The 18,860-nt window shown below is 26.9% G+C and carries 18 protein-coding genes and 1 tRNA gene; 13 read left to right on the plus strand and 6 right to left on the minus strand.

Annotated features, from left to right (window positions below):
- Positions 1 to 79 precede the first annotated feature (79 nt).
- From AC2TY9_RS08500 to AC2TY9_RS08515, 4 genes are read left to right on the plus strand one after another with little or no spacing between them, the layout of a single operon-like run.
- On the plus strand, positions 80 to 925 hold the full coding sequence (locus AC2TY9_RS08500; protein ID WP_489776960.1) for a TIGR02285 family protein: 846 nt from the start codon (positions 80 to 82) through the stop codon (positions 923 to 925).
- Positions 922 to 4,395, plus strand: a complete 3,474-nt coding sequence (locus AC2TY9_RS08505; protein WP_489776961.1) for an ATP-binding protein — start codon at positions 922 to 924, stop codon at positions 4,393 to 4,395. The genes AC2TY9_RS08500 and AC2TY9_RS08505 overlap by 4 nt, the downstream gene beginning before the upstream one ends.
- Before the next feature lie 10 nt (positions 4,396 to 4,405).
- On the plus strand, positions 4,406 to 4,789 hold the full coding sequence (locus AC2TY9_RS08510) for a response regulator (protein ID WP_489776962.1): 384 nt from the start codon (positions 4,406 to 4,408) through the stop codon (positions 4,787 to 4,789).
- Entirely contained in the window at positions 4,779 to 5,927 is a 1,149-nt protein-coding gene (locus tag AC2TY9_RS08515) for an ATP-binding response regulator (protein ID WP_489776963.1), read from the plus strand. Before AC2TY9_RS08510 ends, AC2TY9_RS08515 begins: the two co-directional genes overlap by 11 nt.
- Positions 5,928 to 6,035: 108 nt before the next feature.
- On the opposite strand, the gene AC2TY9_RS08520 is transcribed toward AC2TY9_RS08515, so the two are convergent.
- Entirely contained in the window at positions 6,036 to 6,452 is a 417-nt protein-coding gene (locus tag AC2TY9_RS08520; RefSeq protein WP_489776964.1) for an NUDIX domain-containing protein, read from the minus strand.
- A 56-nt stretch (positions 6,453 to 6,508) separates the two neighbouring features.
- Between AC2TY9_RS08520 and AC2TY9_RS08525 the strand changes: the two genes are divergently transcribed.
- The 4 genes from AC2TY9_RS08525 (at position 6,509) to AC2TY9_RS08540 (ending at position 8,908) form a co-directional block, all read left to right on the plus strand.
- Positions 6,509 to 6,585: transfer RNA gene (locus AC2TY9_RS08525), tRNA-Gly, on the plus strand.
- Positions 6,586 to 6,638: 53 nt separating this feature from the next.
- Positions 6,639 to 7,178, plus strand: a complete 540-nt coding sequence (locus tag AC2TY9_RS08530; RefSeq protein ID WP_489776965.1) for a hypothetical protein — start codon at positions 6,639 to 6,641, stop codon at positions 7,176 to 7,178.
- Between the two features lie 48 nt (positions 7,179 to 7,226).
- On the plus strand, positions 7,227 to 8,060 hold the full coding sequence (locus AC2TY9_RS08535; protein WP_489780421.1) for a radical SAM/SPASM domain-containing protein: 834 nt from the start codon (positions 7,227 to 7,229) through the stop codon (positions 8,058 to 8,060).
- Between the two features lie 20 nt (positions 8,061 to 8,080).
- On the plus strand, positions 8,081 to 8,908 hold the full coding sequence (locus AC2TY9_RS08540; RefSeq protein ID WP_489776966.1) for an EI24 domain-containing protein: 828 nt from the start codon (positions 8,081 to 8,083) through the stop codon (positions 8,906 to 8,908).
- Between the two features lie 3 nt (positions 8,909 to 8,911).
- On the opposite strand, the gene AC2TY9_RS08545 is transcribed toward AC2TY9_RS08540, so the two are convergent.
- Positions 8,912 to 9,595 (minus strand): response regulator transcription factor, encoded by a 684-nt coding sequence (locus AC2TY9_RS08545; protein ID WP_489776967.1) that lies wholly within the window; start codon positions 9,593 to 9,595, stop codon positions 8,912 to 8,914.
- Positions 9,596 to 9,659: 64 nt separating this feature from the next.
- On the opposite strand from AC2TY9_RS08545, the gene AC2TY9_RS08550 reads away from it, so the two are divergent.
- Complete coding sequence (locus AC2TY9_RS08550; RefSeq protein WP_489776968.1) at positions 9,660 to 11,213, plus strand: cache domain-containing protein; 1,554 nt, start codon at positions 9,660 to 9,662, stop codon at positions 11,211 to 11,213.
- Here the strand turns inward: AC2TY9_RS08550 and AC2TY9_RS08555 are convergent.
- The 4 genes from AC2TY9_RS08555 to proV form a co-directional block, all read right to left on the minus strand.
- Positions 11,206 to 11,544 (minus strand): MerR family transcriptional regulator, encoded by a 339-nt coding sequence (locus AC2TY9_RS08555; RefSeq protein ID WP_489776969.1) that lies wholly within the window; start codon positions 11,542 to 11,544, stop codon positions 11,206 to 11,208. The genes AC2TY9_RS08550 and AC2TY9_RS08555 overlap by 8 nt on opposite strands.
- Before the next feature lie 81 nt (positions 11,545 to 11,625).
- On the minus strand, positions 11,626 to 12,600 hold the full coding sequence (gene proX / locus AC2TY9_RS08560) for a glycine betaine/L-proline ABC transporter substrate-binding protein ProX (RefSeq protein ID WP_489776970.1): 975 nt from the start codon (positions 12,598 to 12,600) through the stop codon (positions 11,626 to 11,628).
- A gap of 9 nt (positions 12,601 to 12,609) precedes the next feature.
- The gene (gene proW / locus AC2TY9_RS08565; RefSeq protein WP_489776971.1) at positions 12,610 to 13,629 is read right to left on the minus strand and encodes a glycine betaine/L-proline ABC transporter permease ProW; all 1,020 of its coding nucleotides are present in this window, start codon (positions 13,627 to 13,629) and stop codon (positions 12,610 to 12,612) included.
- A complete protein-coding gene (gene proV / locus AC2TY9_RS08570) occupies positions 13,629 to 14,789 on the minus strand; it encodes a glycine betaine/L-proline ABC transporter ATP-binding protein ProV (protein WP_489776972.1) in 1,161 nt (386 codons plus the stop codon). Before proV ends, proW begins: the two co-directional genes overlap by 1 nt.
- A gap of 209 nt (positions 14,790 to 14,998) precedes the next feature.
- On the opposite strand from proV, the gene AC2TY9_RS08575 reads away from it, so the two are divergent.
- The 4 genes from AC2TY9_RS08575 (at position 14,999) to cydB (ending at position 18,850) form a co-directional block, all read left to right on the plus strand.
- On the plus strand, positions 14,999 to 15,649 hold the full coding sequence (locus tag AC2TY9_RS08575) for a winged helix-turn-helix domain-containing protein (RefSeq protein WP_489776973.1): 651 nt from the start codon (positions 14,999 to 15,001) through the stop codon (positions 15,647 to 15,649).
- A gap of 327 nt (positions 15,650 to 15,976) precedes the next feature.
- On the plus strand, positions 15,977 to 16,189 hold the full coding sequence (locus tag AC2TY9_RS08580; RefSeq protein WP_489776974.1) for a DUF4492 domain-containing protein: 213 nt from the start codon (positions 15,977 to 15,979) through the stop codon (positions 16,187 to 16,189).
- Positions 16,189 to 17,715, plus strand: coding sequence for a cytochrome ubiquinol oxidase subunit I (locus AC2TY9_RS08585; RefSeq protein WP_489776975.1), 1,527 nt, complete (start codon positions 16,189 to 16,191; stop codon positions 17,713 to 17,715). The genes AC2TY9_RS08580 and AC2TY9_RS08585 overlap by 1 nt, the downstream gene beginning before the upstream one ends.
- Before the next feature lies 1 nt (position 17,716).
- Positions 17,717 to 18,850, plus strand: coding sequence for a cytochrome d ubiquinol oxidase subunit II (gene cydB, locus AC2TY9_RS08590; protein WP_489776976.1), 1,134 nt, complete (start codon positions 17,717 to 17,719; stop codon positions 18,848 to 18,850).
- The last annotated feature ends 10 nt before the right edge of the window (positions 18,851 to 18,860 follow it).

The following is an 18,860-nucleotide window of genomic DNA, read 5'->3' on the forward strand; positions in this document are numbered from 1 at the left end:
ATAGAATAAATTTATACATATAAGAATATTGTTAAAGTTTAAGTGCTAGAATAATAATACTCTAACACTAGGAGTTTTTTTGAAAAGCCTTATCTCCTTGATCTTTATTATTAATTTTTTATATTCAAACCAAAATAATAAAATAACATGGCTTATTAATGATGCACCTCCTTTTTATATAAATGATGGTGAATTCAAAAATAAGGGCTTTGGTAACTTATTACAAAAGATGATTATTGAAGATTTAAGTAATTATAATCATGAAATTAAAAAAAGTGCCCTTTCAAGAGTAATAAAAAATTTTCAACATAAAAAAAATGTGTGTTTTTCTACTTGGATTTATAATACAACTCCTGAATATGTTATAACTTCTATCCCTAATCTTTATTATGAACCATTGGGAATTATTACAAGAAAAGAAAATAAAAAGTTTTTTTCACAGATTCCTATCTCTTTAGATGATTTAATGGCAAATGGAAAGTTTATTTTTATTCAAGGTATGGGAAGAGGTTATGGATTGCCTTTAGATGAGATAGTAAACAAATATAGAGAAAAGCCAAATTTGAAGATTAGAAAATCTTCAAAAAATATAACAGATGCAATATTTGAAATGATAAAAAGAAAAAGGGTAGATTATACAATTGATTATTATAGTTCTCTTAGTTATTATAATGCTAGAAACGAAAAGAATAATCAACTAATTTTCTTGCCACTTGAAGAGAATTACGAAAAGGGAGTACTTGGTTCTATAGCTTGTTCAAAATCGCCATGGGGTAAAAAAGTTATAGAAGATATAAACAAAAGTATAGTGAAATTAAGAGAAAAAAATGAATATAAAAATACATTCTCTAAATGGCTAGTTCCAAAAGAAAATAGTTCAAATTATTGGAACAATTATAAAGATTTAATTGAGAATTTCAAATGAAAATTATTATAAAACTATTATTATTTTTAAGTTTATTTCTAAGCCCACTTTTTGCTACATACAAAGATACTTTAACTTTAGCAAGTATTAGTTCTAAACCACTTTTTGAACTTGATGAAGATTCTTTTGATGAATTAATTATACCTTATATAGAGCAAAAAAATAATATTTTATCTGTTCAAATAATTGATTTAGAGTATGATGAAATTTATTGGCAATATAAAGTAAAGAAAAAAAAAGATTTTAAATGTAGTAATGAAAATATAACTGATTCATCAATTATTGAATATGATGGTAAAAAAATAGGTAGAATAGATATCTGCTATGATAAAAAAGTTTCTGAACTATTTAAGGAACCTTTAGAATATACAAAAAAAGAACTGCTTTGGCTAAAAAAGAACCCAGTAATAAAAATTGCTAAGATGAGTTATTGGGCATCTGATATTTTAGGAAAAAATATTCATATAGATTATATTAATCTTCTTAGTCAATATGGAGGCTTAAATATTTCACTTAAAGACTTTGATAAATGGTCTGATGCAATAAAAGCTACTATAAAAGGTGAAAAGGTACATGGAATACTTGATTTAAGTTGGAGTCAAGATAGGGAAGATAATAAGTTTATTTTTTCAAAGCCTTATTATTATACCCCAATGTATATTGTTGTAAAAAAAGAAAATAATGATATTAAATCTATAAATGACTTGGAAAATAAGAGTGTTTTTTTACAAAAAGAGTCTATTACAAATGACATAGTAAAAAATTTAAACTTAAATATTAAGGCCATTGTTTTAGATAAAAATATAAAAATGTATGAATCTTTACAAAAAAAAGATTCTAAGGCAGATGCAATTTTAATTTATAGCCTAAATGAGAAACTATTAAAAGACTACAAATTAAAAATTGCAAAAAAATTTTATAACAAATATGGTGAAGTATATATAGGACTTAGTAAAAAATATAAAATTTTACAATCAATTCTAATTAAAGCCCACAATAAAATTCCTAAAGAAAAATTAGACGCTTTACAAAATAAAGTTTATAAAATCAATGATAAAAATAGTTTAAGTCTCAATTCAAATGAAAAGAAATGGCTTTCTTCTGCATCAAAAATTACTTTTACGGGAGATCCAAATTGGCTTCCCTTTGAAGGTTTTAATGAACAAGGTGAATATATTGGATTTGTTTCAGAATATTTAAAAAAATTTGAAGATTCTATTGGTATAAAAATAGATAAAATTAAAACTGATTCATGGTCTGAAAGTTTATCTCTAGCTAAAAACAATAAAGTTGATATTATCTCAGAAGATATCAAAAATGCAGCTTTATATGAATATTATCAACCAATAGAACCTTATATTGAAAGTCAAGTTGTTATTGTAATGGATAATAATACTAGTTTTGTTGAAGATCTAAATTCTTTAAAAAATAAAAAGATTGCAGTTCTTAAAGGCTATGGTTATATACAAAAGATTTATGACAAATATCCAAATTTGAAGTTTTATGAAGTAGATAATATTAAAGAGGGACTTACAGATTTAGTCTCAAAAAAATATGATGCAATGTTAGGTACCGCAGCATTAATGAGTTATTCAATCAAGACTTTTGCATTACATGATTTAAGAATTGTGGGTTCTATAGATGTAAAATTATCATTAACTCTTTTTGTAAAAAAAAGTGAAGATGCACTTTATGGAATATTATCTAAATTTATGTCTTCAATAAGCCAGATGGAACATTTAGAGATAAAAAGTAAGTTTAACGATATAGCATTTGAACCTATCGTTGATTATACAATTGTTTGGTATGTTGTAATTGGGACAATTGCAATTATATTATTATTTACTTTTTATAACAGAAGATTGCAGGTTTTAGTGGATCAAAAAACTTTTGAATTAAAAGATTTGAACAAAAATCTAGAAAATAAAGTATTGTCAAGAACTAAAGAGCTTGAAGATGAAAAAAATCATGTTCAAGATTTAAATGAAGAACTACAAGAGGCTAAAGAAAAAGCAGAGAATTTATCAAAACAAAAAAGTGAATTTTTGGCAAATATGAGTCATGAAATAAGAACACCGATGAATTCAGTTTTAGGTTTTACTGAGATTTTAGATAAAGAAATAGATAATCCAGTCCATAAAGAATATTTAAATTCCATAAAAAAGGGTGGAGATTCTTTACTTAGAATAATAAATGATATTTTAGATCTTTCAAAAATAGAAGCTGGAAAAATGGAAATTAAAAAAGAGTCTATAAATCCAAGAAGTGTTTTTATAGAGATGGAGTCAATTTTTCATTCTAAGATTATAAGTAAGAATATTAATTTTATTATGGAAATTGATGATAATCTACCAAAATATATTATAACAGATGGGGTAAGAGTTCGACAAATATTATTTAATCTAATTGGTAATGCAATTAAATTTACTGATAAAGGACAAATAAAACTAAAAGCTATGTCTCTTTACAAAAATGAAATAAAAAGCAAAGTAGATTTAGTATTTATAGTTGAAGATACAGGAATTGGTATAAATAAAAAAAATCTAAAATCAATTTTTAATGCCTTTGAACAACAAGAAAATCAAAATACTGCAAAATATGGAGGTACAGGTTTAGGCTTATCCATTTGTGCAAAATTAGCGAAGATGTTAATTGGTAAAATAGAAGCAAAAAGTGAAGTTGGAAAAGGTAGTACATTTAAAGTTACATTATATGACTTAGATGTTAGCTCAATAAATGAAGAGACGATTGAAAGTAAAATTGACATTAAGTCAATAGCTTTTGAAAAGGCTACTATTTTAGTTGTTGATGATGTGGAAGAGAATAGACAACTTGTAATTGCAACATTGAAAGATTTTGATTTAGAGATAATAGAAGCAGAAAATGGACAAGAAGCCATAAATAGATTAAAAAATGTTAATTTTGATTTGATTTTAATGGACTTAAGAATGCCAATTATGGATGGATATGAAGCTGCAACAATAATAAAAGGTAATGAGAAATTTAAAAAAATACCATTAATAGCTTTAACTGCTTCAGTCATGGGAAAAGATTTTGAAAAAGTAACAGATTTTGGTTTTGATGGATATTTAAGAAAACCTGTTATTTTAGAAGATTTAATAATTGAAATGACGAAGCATTTAAAGTATAAAGAACTAAAAGATAATATTATTGAGCAAGAAGAAAAAGAAGAATATGATTTAGAAAAACTAAATAATGTTATTAATGATTTAGAAAATAATTTAAAAGAAGAGTATAATATTGTAAAAGAAAGTGGAGACTTTACTCTGATTGAAGAGTTCGCAAATAAAATATTAGATTTAGCTGAAAAAAATAAAATTGATTTATTAAGAAATTATGCTCAAAATTTGATTGCAAACATAAATTCATTTGATATAGAGAAAGTTGATTATTTAATGAATACATATAATGAAAATATTGAGAAACTAAAGGTGAAGTTAAGTGTTTAAAGGAAAGATTTTGATAGTAGATGATGTGCCAAAAAATATTCAGATGGCTATGAATATTTTAAAGAATGAAGGGCATAAGATGTTTTATGCTAAAGATGGAAAAATGGCTTTAAAACTTACTTCTGAACAAGATTTTGATTTAATTTTATTAGATATTATGATGCCTGATATTAATGGGTTTGAAGTATGCAAAAAACTTAAAAGTAATGATGAAACAAAAGATATCCCAATTATTTTTTTATCAGGGAAAGACTCTACAAAAGATATTGAGCAAGCTTATGAAGTAGGTGGAATCGATTATGTAGTAAAACCTTTTATTAATATTGAATTAGTTACTAAAGCAAATAATTATGTAAAATTAAAACTTTTAGAGGATAACACTTATGAAAAATGATGATTTGCAAACAATTTTAATTGTTGATGATGATGCTAAAAATCTTCAAATTGCAATGAAAATTTTAAAAAATTATAAAGTGCTTTTTGCTCAAAGTGGAAAAAAAGCTTTAGAACTTTTAGATAAAAATCCAAATATTGATTTAATTCTTTTAGATGTAATTATGCCAGTTATGAATGGTTATGAAACATGTAAGGAGATTATTACTAATGATAAACATAAAAATATCCCTATAATTTTTTCAACTGTTAAAGATGATGAGAAAGATATTATTAAAGGTTTTGAATTAGGTGCTGTAGATTATATTATAAAACCATTTTATCCAGAAGTTTTACTAAAAAGAGTTCAATTACATCTTAAATTGTCAAAAACCACAAAACAATTAAAAGTTTTAAATAATAACTTAAATGAAAAAGTTTCACAACAAATTGAAGAGATTCGTAGAAAAGATGAAAAAATTCTTCAACAAGAAAAATTAAAAGTTATGAATGATGTAGTTGGTGTTATCTCTAATGAACTTAGAAAGCCTATTTCTAATATGAAAATTTATTTACAGTCTATGGAGTTGATATCTGAATCTATAAAGAATGATTCCTTTGCTAAAAGTCTTAATAAAGTTTTATCTGAAATAAATGGAGTAGAAGAGGGCTTGTCAGATTTTTCAAATCTTTTTCAAGTTGATAAAAAAATCACTAAACATAATTTGAAAGTTACCTTTGATAGTGTTTTATTTAAATTTAGAAGTGAATTCGATAAACAAAAAATCAAAATCAACTTTACAGGGGATAATTTAATTGTTATTGATATGGTTGAAGAAGATTTAAAACAGATTTTTTCTAAATTGCTTTTAGTTAGTTTAAACTCTTTTTCTAAAACACAAAATGACAAAAAAGAGATTAATATTGAATTAAAAGAGGATGAAAAAAAGGTATCCTTATCTTATTTTGATAATTCAACTTATTCAAATTTTGAAAATTTCAAAGTTTATTTAGACAAAGATCATTTGTTAAAAACAAAAAAGTTTGACATTAATTTATATATTTTAAAAATGATAATTGAAAAAATTAATGGAAAATTAATTTTAGAAGAAAATGAGGATAAAGGAGTTTTATTTAACGTAGAATTATTAAAAATATAAACTTTGTATATTTTATACTCACTTTGAAAACAAGATTATGTATATATTTAGTTAAACTAAATTACATACATATCTGATGACAGAGGAGTTTTCCTTACTCCTCTTATTCTACCATCTAATAGTTTTTTGGAAATCTTCAACAATTTTTTTATGGTCAAATACTAATTTTTCTAAAGGTATCTCTTTTATAGGATATATAAATACCTCTTTTGCATCGTCTTGTGCTTTAGGTTTTCCTTTTGCTTCGCAAACATAAACAGCAGATGCAGTGTGGAATCTTGGGTCTCTTGATGGGTCAGAATAAATATTTTGAAGATTTAATATATTTACATCTAAGTTTGTTTCCTCTTTCATCTCTCTAATTAAAGCATTTTCAACACTTTCACCAATATCAACAAAACCTCCAGGTAATGCTAAACCATGGGGTTCATTTAATCTTTCAATTAAGACAATTCCTTTGAAAATATCATTTTCATCGTATAATTTTATAATACCATCAGTACTTAAATGGGGAGTTTTTATCATAGATTAATCCTTTTTTGTAATTATAGTTAATCTATGCTATAATCCCAATCTGATAAGCGGGAGTAGCTCAGTTGGCTAGAGCCTCTGCCTTCCAAGCAGATTGTCGCGAGTTCGAGTCTCGTCTCCCGCTCCACTTAGATTTATTAATCCAATTTTAATTAATTTTTATAAAGCTTAAGGATACAAATGAGTGATAGATTACACGAAATAATAGCAGAAGTTGGTATTATTCATAAAACACTTTTAGAAACGAAAAAAATAGATGATGTTGAATATGTTTTAGATTATATGGAAGCTTATGATAGTGATGTTAAAGACCACTATCTAACACTTCTTTTACAACATTATTTCCAAGAAAATGATATAAATAGTTTTAAAGAGCTTTTACTTCTAGGGTATAAATTTGATCTTAGAATGGATGATATTAAAATAGCTTTTTTAAATATAAAATCAAATGATGAAAATGTTATTGGTTTACTTGAAGATAATGTGGTCTTCTTTAAAGATACGAATTTTGAAGAGCCTTTAAAAACTATGTATAAGCATTATAAAAATGCTGATGAAGAGTTACAAATAATTCTAGAAGAGACTATAGAATTAATTAAAAGAAATAGGTATGTTTGTAGTTTTTGTTACAAAAACAAAGATGAAGAATTTACAAAATTCTTTTTAAATGAAGATTTATTAGAGTCTTTAAAACGTGATCTTCCATATCTTTTGAAATAGGAATAGATTATCAAAAAATTTAGAAAGGTTCATGTAGAAATTACAAATATATGTAATTTAAAATGTAGTTTCTGCCCACCTAAAAACTTACCAAACCAGACTATGAACCTTGAAAAGTTTGATGACTTAAATAAGCAATTAAAAGAAGTAACCAATGAATTAGCTTATCACATTGTAGGCGATCCTTTAGTTTTATCAAATTTACAAGAATATCTAGAAATTAGTAAGAAAAATAGATTAAAAGTAAATATTACTACAACTGCAAATAACTTAAATGAAACTCATTTTGAAAACTTGATGAATGAAACAATTAGACAAATCAATTTTTCAATAAATTCATACAATGCAAATTCCCATAAAAAAACTTTAAAAGAGTATTTAGAACCAATTTTAAATTTTTGTGAATATGCAAAAGAAAAAAAACAACATTTTTTTATAAACTTACGTATTTGGAATTTAGATGAGTCACAAAGTGCAAAAGATTTTAATAAAAATGTGTTTGATTTAGTAAATGAAAAATTTGATTGTAAAATTGACATTGAAAAAGTTTATAAAGAGAAACCCAAAAATATAAAAATAGATAGAATGATATTTTTTAATTTTGATGAATATTTTAACTGGCCAAGTTTAAGTAATGATTTTGTGAGCAATAAAGGCTTTTGTTATGGTTTAGATTCTCATTTTGGAGTATTAAGCTCAGGTACTGTAGTTCCATGTTGTTTAGATAAGGATGGGATTATTAACTTAGGAGATACAAATACTACGTTATTAAAAGATATTTTAACTTCAAAAAAAGTAACAGATATACAAAAGGGTTTTAAAAATGGCGAAGTATTAGAAGAACTTTGTCAAAAATGTGAATATAGAAAAAGATTTGATTAGGAAAATGAGGAAATAGTTTAATGAAAAGAGATTTACTAGAAGGTGAAGTAATAGGGCTTAGTGTAAAAGATTTTTTTACAAAAGATATGTTGAAAATTGCAATTTTACCATTGCTTTTTACTTTGATTATAATGTTGATATTTTTCTACACAGCTGCAGGATATGGATTTGATTCTTTAGATATTTATGTTCAACAAGTTCAATCTGGACAAGAGGTAATTGTAGATGAAGAAGCACCATTTTATTTTATTTGGCTTACTTCAATAATTGCTTTTTTATTTAAGTACTCTATTACTTCATGGTTAGTTGGTTTTTTAATTTATACTGTTGGAACTATATTTGTGATGATGTTTTCAGTATTTTTAACTGTTGTTATTATTGGTTTTTTAACTCCTATGATTTTAAAGGTTTTACATAAAAGGCATTATTCCCATTTAGAGACTAATGGTTTTGGCTCTTTGCTTACACCTTTATGGGTTGCTGTTAAAAGTGCTTTTATAATGGTGTTTTTATTTATACTTTTTATCCCTTTATATTTTATACCATTGGTTAATATTATTGCAATAAACTTCCCTGTTTATTATTTCTTTCATAAACTATTAAATTTTGATGTTGCTTCAACAATATTAAGTGAAGATGAATATAAGGCTATTCATAAGAAAAAAGCTATGGCTTTTAGATTAAGAACAGCGCTCTTATATTTTTTATCTTTAATTCCATCTTTGATGCTTTTTTCAGCAGTGTTTTTTATAATATATCTAGGACATAGTTACTTTATCCAACTTGAAAAATTGAGAAGTTATGATTTAGAAAATAGTATTAATGATGATACAAAACTTATAGAATAGTTCTTAAAGAACTAATCTATAACCTGTACCTTGGATATTTCTTAGGGTGTTTTCAGGTAGTTTTTTTCTGAAGTTTTTTATAAAAAGTCTCATGGCATTTGGAGTCATTATATTATCTTCACTCCAAATAATATTTTCCATCTCTTCATAAGTAATTATTCTATTTTTTTGAATTAAAAGCTTAAGAAATTGATTCTCTTTTTTAGTAAGTTTGAATTCATCATTTTCTGTTGTAATTAATGATTTACTCTCATCAAAAAGCCAACCATCTTGTAGGGTATATACTCTAGCCGTATCATAACTTTTAATAAAAGCTTCCAATGCTTCAAATAGTTTACCTTCTGTTATAGGCTTTATAATATATTTTACTAAATGTAGTTCAGTTGCTTCAAGCATATAATCTAAATCAGTGTGTGCAGAAGTGATTATAACTCTTACTTTACTATCTCTTTTTCTAATTTTTTTGATTAACTCTATTCCTGTTTCATTTGGCATTCTAATATCTGTTATTATTAAATCTGGTTTATTTGATTCATACATATTGAATGCTTCTTTTGCATTTTTTGCCACAAAAGTTTTTTTAAATAGTTGTTTTAATATTTCATTAATATTATTTCTAATTCCCTCTTCATCTTCCACATATAGAACAGAAAAACTACTAAGATTAGAGATTAATGCTTTATCCATCAAAACTGCCTTTTCATATAAGATATGGTATGATACCTAAAATTGCTTTATAGGGAAATTTGACTTGAGATTTATTACAGAAAAGAATATATCAAAGATTATTATTTATGTATTTATAATTATTATGACTTCTATGATACTTTTAATATCATATTTTTATGTAAAAAATACCTATGAAGATTTTCATGTGGATATGGAAAAGTTTGTTCAAGACCAATACTTCTTACAAAAACAAAATCTAAAAAAAGAGATAAATACTATTATTGATATTATTAAATATAATTCAACTAAAAGTGAAGAAGATGAGCGAGAACTTAAAGCTGATATGATTAGACTTTTAAATAACATCTCCTTTGATAATGACAAAAGTAACTATATTTTTGTATATGAAGTTTTAGATATGAATGGTGGTGATAGTTTTGCTAAACTTCTTGTTAATCCAAATAGACCAGATTTAATTGGTAAAATAATCTCTACAAACTATACTGATGTAAATGGAAAAAAATTTAGAGAAGAGTTTATGGACGATATTCGATTAAAAGGGGAATCTTTTACTGAATATGCCTATACAAAACTTTATACTAATGAGATTAATCAAAAGCTTTCGTACTTTAAATATTTTCCAAGATGGCAGTGGGTTATTGCTGTTGGTATTTATGTGGATGATATAGAAAAGGGCATTGCAAAAAAGAAAAGACATCTTCAAAATAGAGTTAAAAATCAAGTTGTTCAAAATATTCTTTTATTTATTTTATTTTTAACTATTGCAATTTTCATCTCTATTTTAATCTCTCAAAAAATTGATGAGGTGTTTAGACGATATCAAAAAAGTGTTCAATCAAAATCTCAAGCTTTAAGGGATTTAAATTTAACCCTAGAAAAAAGAGTTGAAGAGGAAGTTGAAAAGAATAGAGAGCATGAACAGTTATTAGTACAAAAATCAAGGTTTATAGCCTTAGGCGAGATGATATCAAATATTGCTCATCAATGGAGACAACCATTATCAGAACTTTCAACTATTTTGATGAATATTAAGTTTAAATATACAATGGGTCAACTTGATGATAAAATTATGGATAAAAAGGCAAAAGAAGCTGAAGTAGTTTTAGAATATATGTCTCATACTATAGATGATTTTAGAAATTTCTTCTTACCTAAAAAAGAGAAAGAGAAGTTTACTTTAAAGCTAGCCATGGATTCAGTTATGACTATTATGTCAAGTACCTTATCAAACAATAGAATCAATATAACTATTTGTGTTGATAATAACCTTGTTTTAAACACATATTATAATGAATTTAAGCAGGTGTTACTAAATATTATAACAAATGCAAAAGATGTATTAATAAAGAAAAAAATGGAATCACCTTGGATAAAAATCTATACAGAAGATCAAACTGATAAAATAATTTTATATATCGAAGATAATGGCGGGGGAATAAAAATTGAGCCAAAAAGTAGAATCTTTGATCCTTATTTTACTACAAAAAAAGATAGCCATGGAACAGGAATTGGTCTTTATATGTCTAAAACAATTGTTGATAAAAATATGAATGGTAAGTTAAGGGTTAGAGATGGTGAATTTGGAGCGAGGTTTGAGATTATTTTACCTAAATAATCTCTACTTCATTTATATCGCAGGTTGATATTTTTTCCATTTTTTCTTCAACTGTTGCAAGAAAATCCTCTCTATTCTTTTCATCCATGTTTGTATTTAACATTTCAGTTATATATTTTATTCCATTTGCATTTATCTTTTTTACACTTGCTAAATAGTGAACAAAAGCTACTATTTTGATATCACTAATTGAATAAAGCTTTTTTGAATCTTTTTTCTTAGGTAATAATCCCTTATCTTCATACATTCTAAGTGTTCTAATTTTTGCATTTAAAATTTCTGCAATACTTGCTAATGGTAATACATCTTTATTATTATCTAATAAAGCCATCAATTTCCTTTTTGTAAATTATAAACTATGTAATTATATAAAAAATATATTAAAAATAAGGGTGGTAAACCCTTATTTTAATTATTTAGCAGCTTTTGCTTCTTTTATCCAAGCATCAACTTTAGCTTTATTCGCTTCAAGCCATTTTTTAGCATGTCTAGCAATATCTTTTTCTTTATTTTGACCATTTGCCATTAACATGTTTTCTCCTGATACATCATTTACATCAAGTTTCATTAAATTGAAAAGTTTAGCTATATCTTTGTGTTTAGTAGCTGTAGTAGCATTTGCTACAATTTTTTGAGAGTTTACAGCAAAACCATAATCAGCACCGTTTGGTAATTTTGTAGAGTATCCACTTGGACTAGCAGATTTTGTAACTTGTAAGAAAACTACATCTTTACCAGGAACTAATTTACCAGAAACCCAATATGGAGTCCATGTATAGTAAAGAATTGATTTTCCAGTTTTATAGTTTGCAATAGTATCTGCAATTAATGCTGAGTATTCACCTTGATTATGTTCAACTACATCTCTCATATTAAATGCATCTAATTGGTGCTCAATAACTTTTTCACATCCCCAACCTGCATTACAACCAGTTAAATCAGCTTTACCGTTTCCATTTAAGTCAAACAGTTTTGCAATTTCTGGTTTTTTTAGATCATTATAGTATTTGATATTATATTTATCAGCTGTTTTTTTATCAATTAAATAACCTTGTGCACATCCTGAGATATATTCACCTGATTGAAAAAATTTATCTTTTCCTAAAGCTTCAATTTTCCCCTTATGTAATGGATCCCAATTTGCTGCCATAAAATAAACATCATCACTTTTAGCATTATTTGCAATAGTTTGATATGCTATATCATAACTCACATCATTTGTAACTTCAACTTCATGTCCCATTTTTTTCAAAACTTCCACAACAATATTCATCTGAAATCCCTCTTCAGCGATTGATGTTTTTACTGCTGTAACCTTTGCCCCAAATAGTGATGAAGCAACTGCAACTGATGCAACTGCACCTACTAAAAGTTTTTTAATATTCATATTCTCTCCTTATTTTTTGATTAATTTGTAAACAAAACCAACTGGACCTTTTTGGAACCATCTAGTTTTATCTAATTTATCTTTTTGACCCATTGCTTGTGTTAATCTATCTAAGATTACAGCAAGTAAAACAATACCTAATCCCCCAACAGCAGCAAGACCAATATCCAATCTACCAATTCCTCTTAATACCATTTGACCAAGACCTCCTACTGCAATCATAGAAGCAATAACAACCATAGAAAGTGCAAGCATAAGTGTTTGGTTGATTCCTGCCATAATAGTTGGCATTGCAACAGGAATTTGAACTTTCCAAAGCATTTGTTTAGAACTTGCTCCAAAAGATCTTGAGGCTTCAATTAAGTCCTCTGGCACTTGTCTAATACCAAGGTTTGTAAGCCTAATTAGAGGAGGAAGTGCAAAAATAATTGTTACAATAACACCAGGAACATTACCAATACCAAACAACATAACAATTGGAATTAAGTAAACGAATGCTGGAGTTGTCTGCATAGCATCAAGAATTGGTCTTAATGTTTTATCAACTGTATTACTTTTTGCACTCCAAATCCCAAGAGGAAGCCCAATAATTACAGAGAATATTACAGCTGTTATAACTAAGGCTAGGGTAATCATAGATTGTTCCCAAGCTCCAATAAATCCAATCACAAAGAATGAAAGAAAAGTTCCTACGGCTAGTCTTTTAGTAGAAAATTGCAAAGCTAAAAGTACAAAAAATAGAATTACTACGTATGGATTTAAAAATAGTAAAAAAGATTCAATAGCTTTTAAAACAATATCAATTGGAGCTTTAGCAGCTAAGAAAACATCTCTAAAGTTTTCAACTAACCAATCAATTCCTGAGTTTGTCCAATCACCAAAAGGAATAATAGAATCTTCAAAAGGGTTTAATATATCAAAATCTTTTGTTTCTTCAACAGGTGCATTAGCTGCTTCATCTGTCCAGTTTACTGATGATTCTTTTTGATCTTGTGCTGTTGAGGCATTTCCCCATGGGTCAGTACTCATTATTCTACTCCTTCGTCAAATACTTTTAGTAATCTACTTTTTGAAATAGTACCTTTGTATTTTCCATTTTTATCTATAACTGCAGTTGGGAAAGTGTGTTCAGCTACGTGTGTAATGAAATCAGAGATTTGTGTGTCTTCATCAATTGGTTTTTCATCAATTACTGCATCATGAATAGACCCACCAAGCTTTTTTTGTTCTTCAAGTGAATTAATAGTTAATATTCCAATATATTTACCACTTTTTTCAACGAAATACGCATAATCTTCATCAAAGTCACCTATATACTGTAATGCTGATTTGACACCTGTACTCTCTTTATTGATAATAGTTGGTCTAATCTTTCTTACAATATGGGAAGCATTTAATACTGAAGTTACATCAACACCTTTAAAAAATGATTTAACATAATCATTTGCAGGTTCATTTATAATCTCTTCAGGAGTTCCTATTTGAACAATTTCACCATTTTGCATAATTGCAATTCTATCTCCAATTCTAATAGCCTCATCTAGGTCGTGCGAGATAAAAACAATAGTTCTTTTTTCTTTTTCTTGAAGTTCAAGTAATTCATCTTGCATCTCTGTACGAATTAGTGGATCTAGTGCTGAAAAGGCTTCATCCATTAACATAATATCTGGATTATTTGCCAATGCTCTTGCCAAACCAACTCTTTGTTGCATACCACCACTTAGTTCATCTGGATATGAAAGTTCATGTTGTGCAAGTCCTACTTGATCTAAAGCTTTTCTTGCTGCAGCGTATCTTTCATTTTTTTCAACTCCACTTAACTCTAAACCAAATGAAACATTATCAATAATGTTCATATGAGGCATTAGTGCGAAAGATTGAAATACCATTGATATTTTTTTTCTTCTAGTATCAATTAATTCTTTATCATTTAAGTTTGTGATATCTGTTTGGTCAATTATAATCTGACCAGAAGTAGGTTCAATAAGTCTATTTAGTAATCTTACAAGTGTAGATTTCCCTGAGCCTGATAGACCCATAATTACAAAGATTTCGCCTTCATTTATTTCAAAACTTGCATCTTGGACACCAATAGTCATAGAAGTTTTGTCAAAAATCTCTTCTTTGCTCAGACCTTGAGATAACATATTTAAAGCTTTTTTGGGATGTTCCCCAAAAACCTTAAACACATTTTTAACAATTAATTTTTTCTTTTTGGATTCGATATTAACTCCCTATTAGTTAATTTATCTTATTATTTCATTTAAAACTTAATATAAGATAAAAAAAATGTTAAATAGGTGAAAAACTTACATAAAATAAGTTAGAATTTATCATAACTTATGTATCATTCGGACAATAATAAAGTAAAAGTGTATATAAAAGAAATAGAGGTCTTATGAGATTATTATCATATAATATTGATGAAAAAATTATTGAACATTTAGAAGAGAATAATCTTTATATAGTTGATGTAGCAGAAGATATGGATGATGCTATTTATCACAGTAAAGTTAGATACTATAATATGATACTTGTGAATTCAAGTAATTATTATGATTGTAAAGATATTCTAGAAAATATTAATTGCAGATTTACAGCTGTAATATTTATTTGTGATGAACCTTCAAAAGAGTTTCAAGTAGATTTATTAAAAAATGGTGCAATGGATATACTTCATTCCCCTGTATCTACTACATATTTATTAACAAAAATAGAATCAATTCATAGGGAAAATTTCCAAGAAAACATTTTATATAAAGATAAATTTATTGTAAACATTAAAGATGAACAATTATTTGATGACAATGAAAATGTAGTAAATCTAAAAGGTAAGTCATTTTCAATTCTTGCTTATCTTCTAAAAAATAGACATAGAGGTTCTATTTCTAAGGATGAATTGCTTCAAACAAACTGGGAAGAACCAGAAATGGTATCTGATAATGTTATTGAAGTTAATATCAATCTAATAAGAAATGCCCTAAAGAAAGAGTTTGATGATAACTTTATCGAAACTATTCGACATAGAGGTTATAAAATAGTTAGTTAGTTTCCTTAGGTATTACTTTAAGGAGATTACAAAAAAATCTTATAAATAAATTAACACTTCTATTCCAATCATCAATGGATTAGAAGCACTCCATCTAAAATCACAAAACAATTAAAATCATTTAAAATTCTTCTTGAACAATTAATTATTTATAATTTACAAGCTTTTATAAGCAAATAACAAAAAATCTAGCCGTTACAATTCCAAATATTTCAAATTAATTAGAATTCAATGTTGTATTACTATAATTAAAACTTATAATAAATTTAACATTAAATTAACTTATTCGGAGTATAATTATAAAAATTAATTATAAAAGTTATAAGTATGAGTAAACTAAATAATATATATTTACTTTACAAAGATGGGTTTAAAAATCTAAAAATAGGTCGAACTTTATGGAAACTTATTATTGTAAAGCTAATTGTAATACTACTTTTTTTAAATATTTTTGTTTATGACAAAACTATTAAAACTGAATATAAAAGTGATAATGAAAAAATTGAATTTGTATTTAAAAATCTTATAAAGGATAACTAATGGAAGAGCATTTAGTAGACTGGTCAAGAGCTCAATTTGCACTTACTGCAATATATCATTGGCTTTTTGTTCCTTTAACTTTAGGACTTGGTTTTATTATTGCAATAATGGAAACAATTTATGTAAAAACAGGTGATGAGTTTTGGAAGAAAACAACAAAATTTTGGATGTCTTTGTTTGCAATTAACTTTGCAATCGGTGTTGCAACTGGAATTATTATGGAGTTTGAATTTGGAACAAACTGGGCAAATTACTCTTGGTTTGTGGGAGATATTTTTGGTGCGCCTTTAGCTGTAGAAGGTATTTTGGCATTTTTTATGGAGTCAACTTTTTTTGCTGTTATGTTTTTTGGTTGGGATAAAGTATCAAAAGGCTTTCATCTTTTATCAACTTGGCTTGTTGCAGTTGGTTCAAACTTGAGTGCCTTATGGATTTTGGTTGCAAACGGTTGGATGCAATATCCTACTGGAATGAAATTTAATCCAGATACAGTTAGAAATGAGATGGAAAACTTTTGGGATGTTTTATTTTCTCCTGTTGCTATTTCAAAATTTTTGCATACTATTTCAAGTGGATATATTGTAGCTTCACTTTTTGTTGTTGGAATTTCTGCTTGGTATTTATTAAAAAGAAGAGAGATTGAATTTGCTAAAAGATCAATCATTATTGGAGCTAGTTTTGGACTAATTACTTCAATATTTATAACCATAACAGGTGATGAATCAGCCCATCAAGTTGCACTTAAACAACCTGTAAAGTTAGCAGCTATGGAAGGATTGTATAAAGGGAAAACAGATGCTGGAATTGTTGGAATTGGAGTATTAAATCCTAAAAAAACTTTAACAAATGATGAAGATCCATTTTTATTTGAACTTGAAGCTCCTTATGCACTTTCACTTTTAGGTTATCACGATATTCATGCATTTGTTCCTGGACTTGAAGATTTAGTTTATGGAAATAAAAAATATAGTATTGAATCAGCTCAAAGTAAAATTGAAAAAGGGAAAATTGCTATAAATGCCTTAAAAGAGTATAAAAAAGCAAAAAGAGAAGATGATGTGGAAAATATTCAAAAGTATAAAAAAGTTTTAACTGACAATATGAAATATTTTGGATATGGACACTTGAAAAACCCTGAAGATATTGTTCCTCCCATCCCCTTGACTTTTTATACTTTTCACTTAATGGTTGCCCTTGGTGCTTGGTTTTTATTCTTATTTGCTTTAATCCTTTTCTTTACACTTAAAAGAGATATTTTAAATTATAAGTGGCTTTTGATAGCCTCTGTTGCTTCTATCCCTTTAGGGTATATTGCAAGTGAAGCAGGTTGGATTGTTGCAGAAGTTGGAAGGCAACCTTGGGCAATACAAGATTTAATGCCAGTTGGAATTGCAGTTACTGATATCTCAACTTCAAATGTAAAAATTACATTTTTTATGTTTGCTTTTTTATTTACGGCACTTTTAATTGCTGAGATAAAAATTATGATAGCTCAGATAAAAATTGGCCCTGAGGGAGGACACTAAAATGTTTGAAGAATTAACTTTATTACAACTACAACAGTTTTGGTGGATAATAATTTCACTTCTTGGGGGATTATTTGGCTTTATTATGTTTGTTCAAGGTGGCCAGACACTTTTAGGAAGAGTTGCGAAAGATGATGAGACCTATAAAACTATGTTAATAAACTCCCTTGGTAGAAAATGGGAACTTGGATTTACTACTTTGGTTTTATTTGGTGGAGCATTATTTGCTGCTTTCCCACTTTTTTATTCTACAAGTTTTGGTGGTGCATATTGGGTGTGGATGGCAATACTATTTTGTTTTATTATTCAAGCAGTTAGTTATGAGTATAGAAAAAAACCAAATAATTTTTTAGGTCAAAAAGTATATGAAACTTTTTTATTTATAAATGGGAGTTTAGGTGTTATTTTACTTGGAATTGCTATTGCTACTTTTTTTTCTGGTTCTGCTTTTAGTGTAGATGAAAATAACTTCTCCCATTGGCATACCTCTATGAGAGGTTTAGAAGCTTTATTTTCAGTATTTAATATAAGTTTAGGTTTTGCACTTTTCTTCTTAGTTAGAATTTTAGGTGCATTGTATTTTATAAACAATATTGATAATGAAACCATAAGAGAAAGAGCCATAAAAAGTATCAAAATAGATATGCCTATTTTTTTGGTTTTCTTTTTACTGTTTTTATCTCTTTTATTCACAAAAACAGGCTTCGCTTATGATGAAAATTTTAAAATCTACATGCAAGAGCATAAGTATCTAATCAACTTTTTAGAAATGCCTTTTGTTTTAGGAATGTTTATAATTGGTATATTAATGGTAATAATTGCAGTGTTTTTAACAATACATTTTAATAAAACTTGTTGTATCAAAACTGGTGGTTTAGGAGTTGTGTTAACTGTAATGGCACTATTTTTAAATGTAGGACTTAATAATACTTCATATTATCCCTCAAGTTTTGATCTACAAAGTTCCTTAACTATTATAAATAGTTCAGGAAGCCATTATACTCTAACAGTGATGTCTTATGTTTCACTTATGGTTCCTTTTGTATTAGCGTATATCTTTTATGCTTGGATGCAAATGGATAAAGTAAAAATCACAAAAGAGGAGATAGAAGATCCTCATGCTCACAACTATTAAAGGAAGGCTC

The sequence above is a fragment of the Arcobacter sp. ISO1 genome (genome assembly GCF_058105185.1).

Excerpts from the sequence above, each read along its gene's own strand:
- AC2TY9_RS08555 (WP_489776969.1), bottom strand. The coding sequence starts at position 11,544 with ATGGCTTTATTAGATAATAATAAAGATGTATTACCATTAGCAAGTATT.
- AC2TY9_RS08580 (WP_489776974.1), top strand. The coding sequence starts at position 15,977 with ATGAGTAAACTAAATAATATATATTTACTTTACAAAGATGGGTTTAAA.
- AC2TY9_RS08520 (WP_489776964.1), bottom strand. The coding sequence starts at position 6,452 with ATGATAAAAACTCCCCATTTAAGTACTGATGGTATTATAAAATTATAC.
- AC2TY9_RS08575 (WP_489776973.1), top strand. The coding sequence starts at position 14,999 with ATGAGATTATTATCATATAATATTGATGAAAAAATTATTGAACATTTA.
- AC2TY9_RS08515 (WP_489776963.1), top strand. The coding sequence starts at position 4,779 with ATGAAAAATGATGATTTGCAAACAATTTTAATTGTTGATGATGATGCT.
- AC2TY9_RS08530 (WP_489776965.1), top strand. The coding sequence starts at position 6,639 with ATGAGTGATAGATTACACGAAATAATAGCAGAAGTTGGTATTATTCAT.
- AC2TY9_RS08540 (WP_489776966.1), top strand. The coding sequence starts at position 8,081 with ATGAAAAGAGATTTACTAGAAGGTGAAGTAATAGGGCTTAGTGTAAAA.
- proW (WP_489776971.1), bottom strand. The coding sequence starts at position 13,629 with ATGAGTACTGACCCATGGGGAAATGCCTCAACAGCACAAGATCAAAAA.
- proX (WP_489776970.1), bottom strand. The coding sequence starts at position 12,600 with ATGAATATTAAAAAACTTTTAGTAGGTGCAGTTGCATCAGTTGCAGTT.
- AC2TY9_RS08545 (WP_489776967.1), bottom strand. The coding sequence starts at position 9,595 with ATGGATAAAGCATTAATCTCTAATCTTAGTAGTTTTTCTGTTCTATAT.
- AC2TY9_RS08505 (WP_489776961.1), top strand. The coding sequence starts at position 922 with ATGAAAATTATTATAAAACTATTATTATTTTTAAGTTTATTTCTAAGC.
- cydB (WP_489776976.1), top strand. The coding sequence starts at position 17,717 with ATGTTTGAAGAATTAACTTTATTACAACTACAACAGTTTTGGTGGATA.
- AC2TY9_RS08585 (WP_489776975.1), top strand. The coding sequence starts at position 16,189 with ATGGAAGAGCATTTAGTAGACTGGTCAAGAGCTCAATTTGCACTTACT.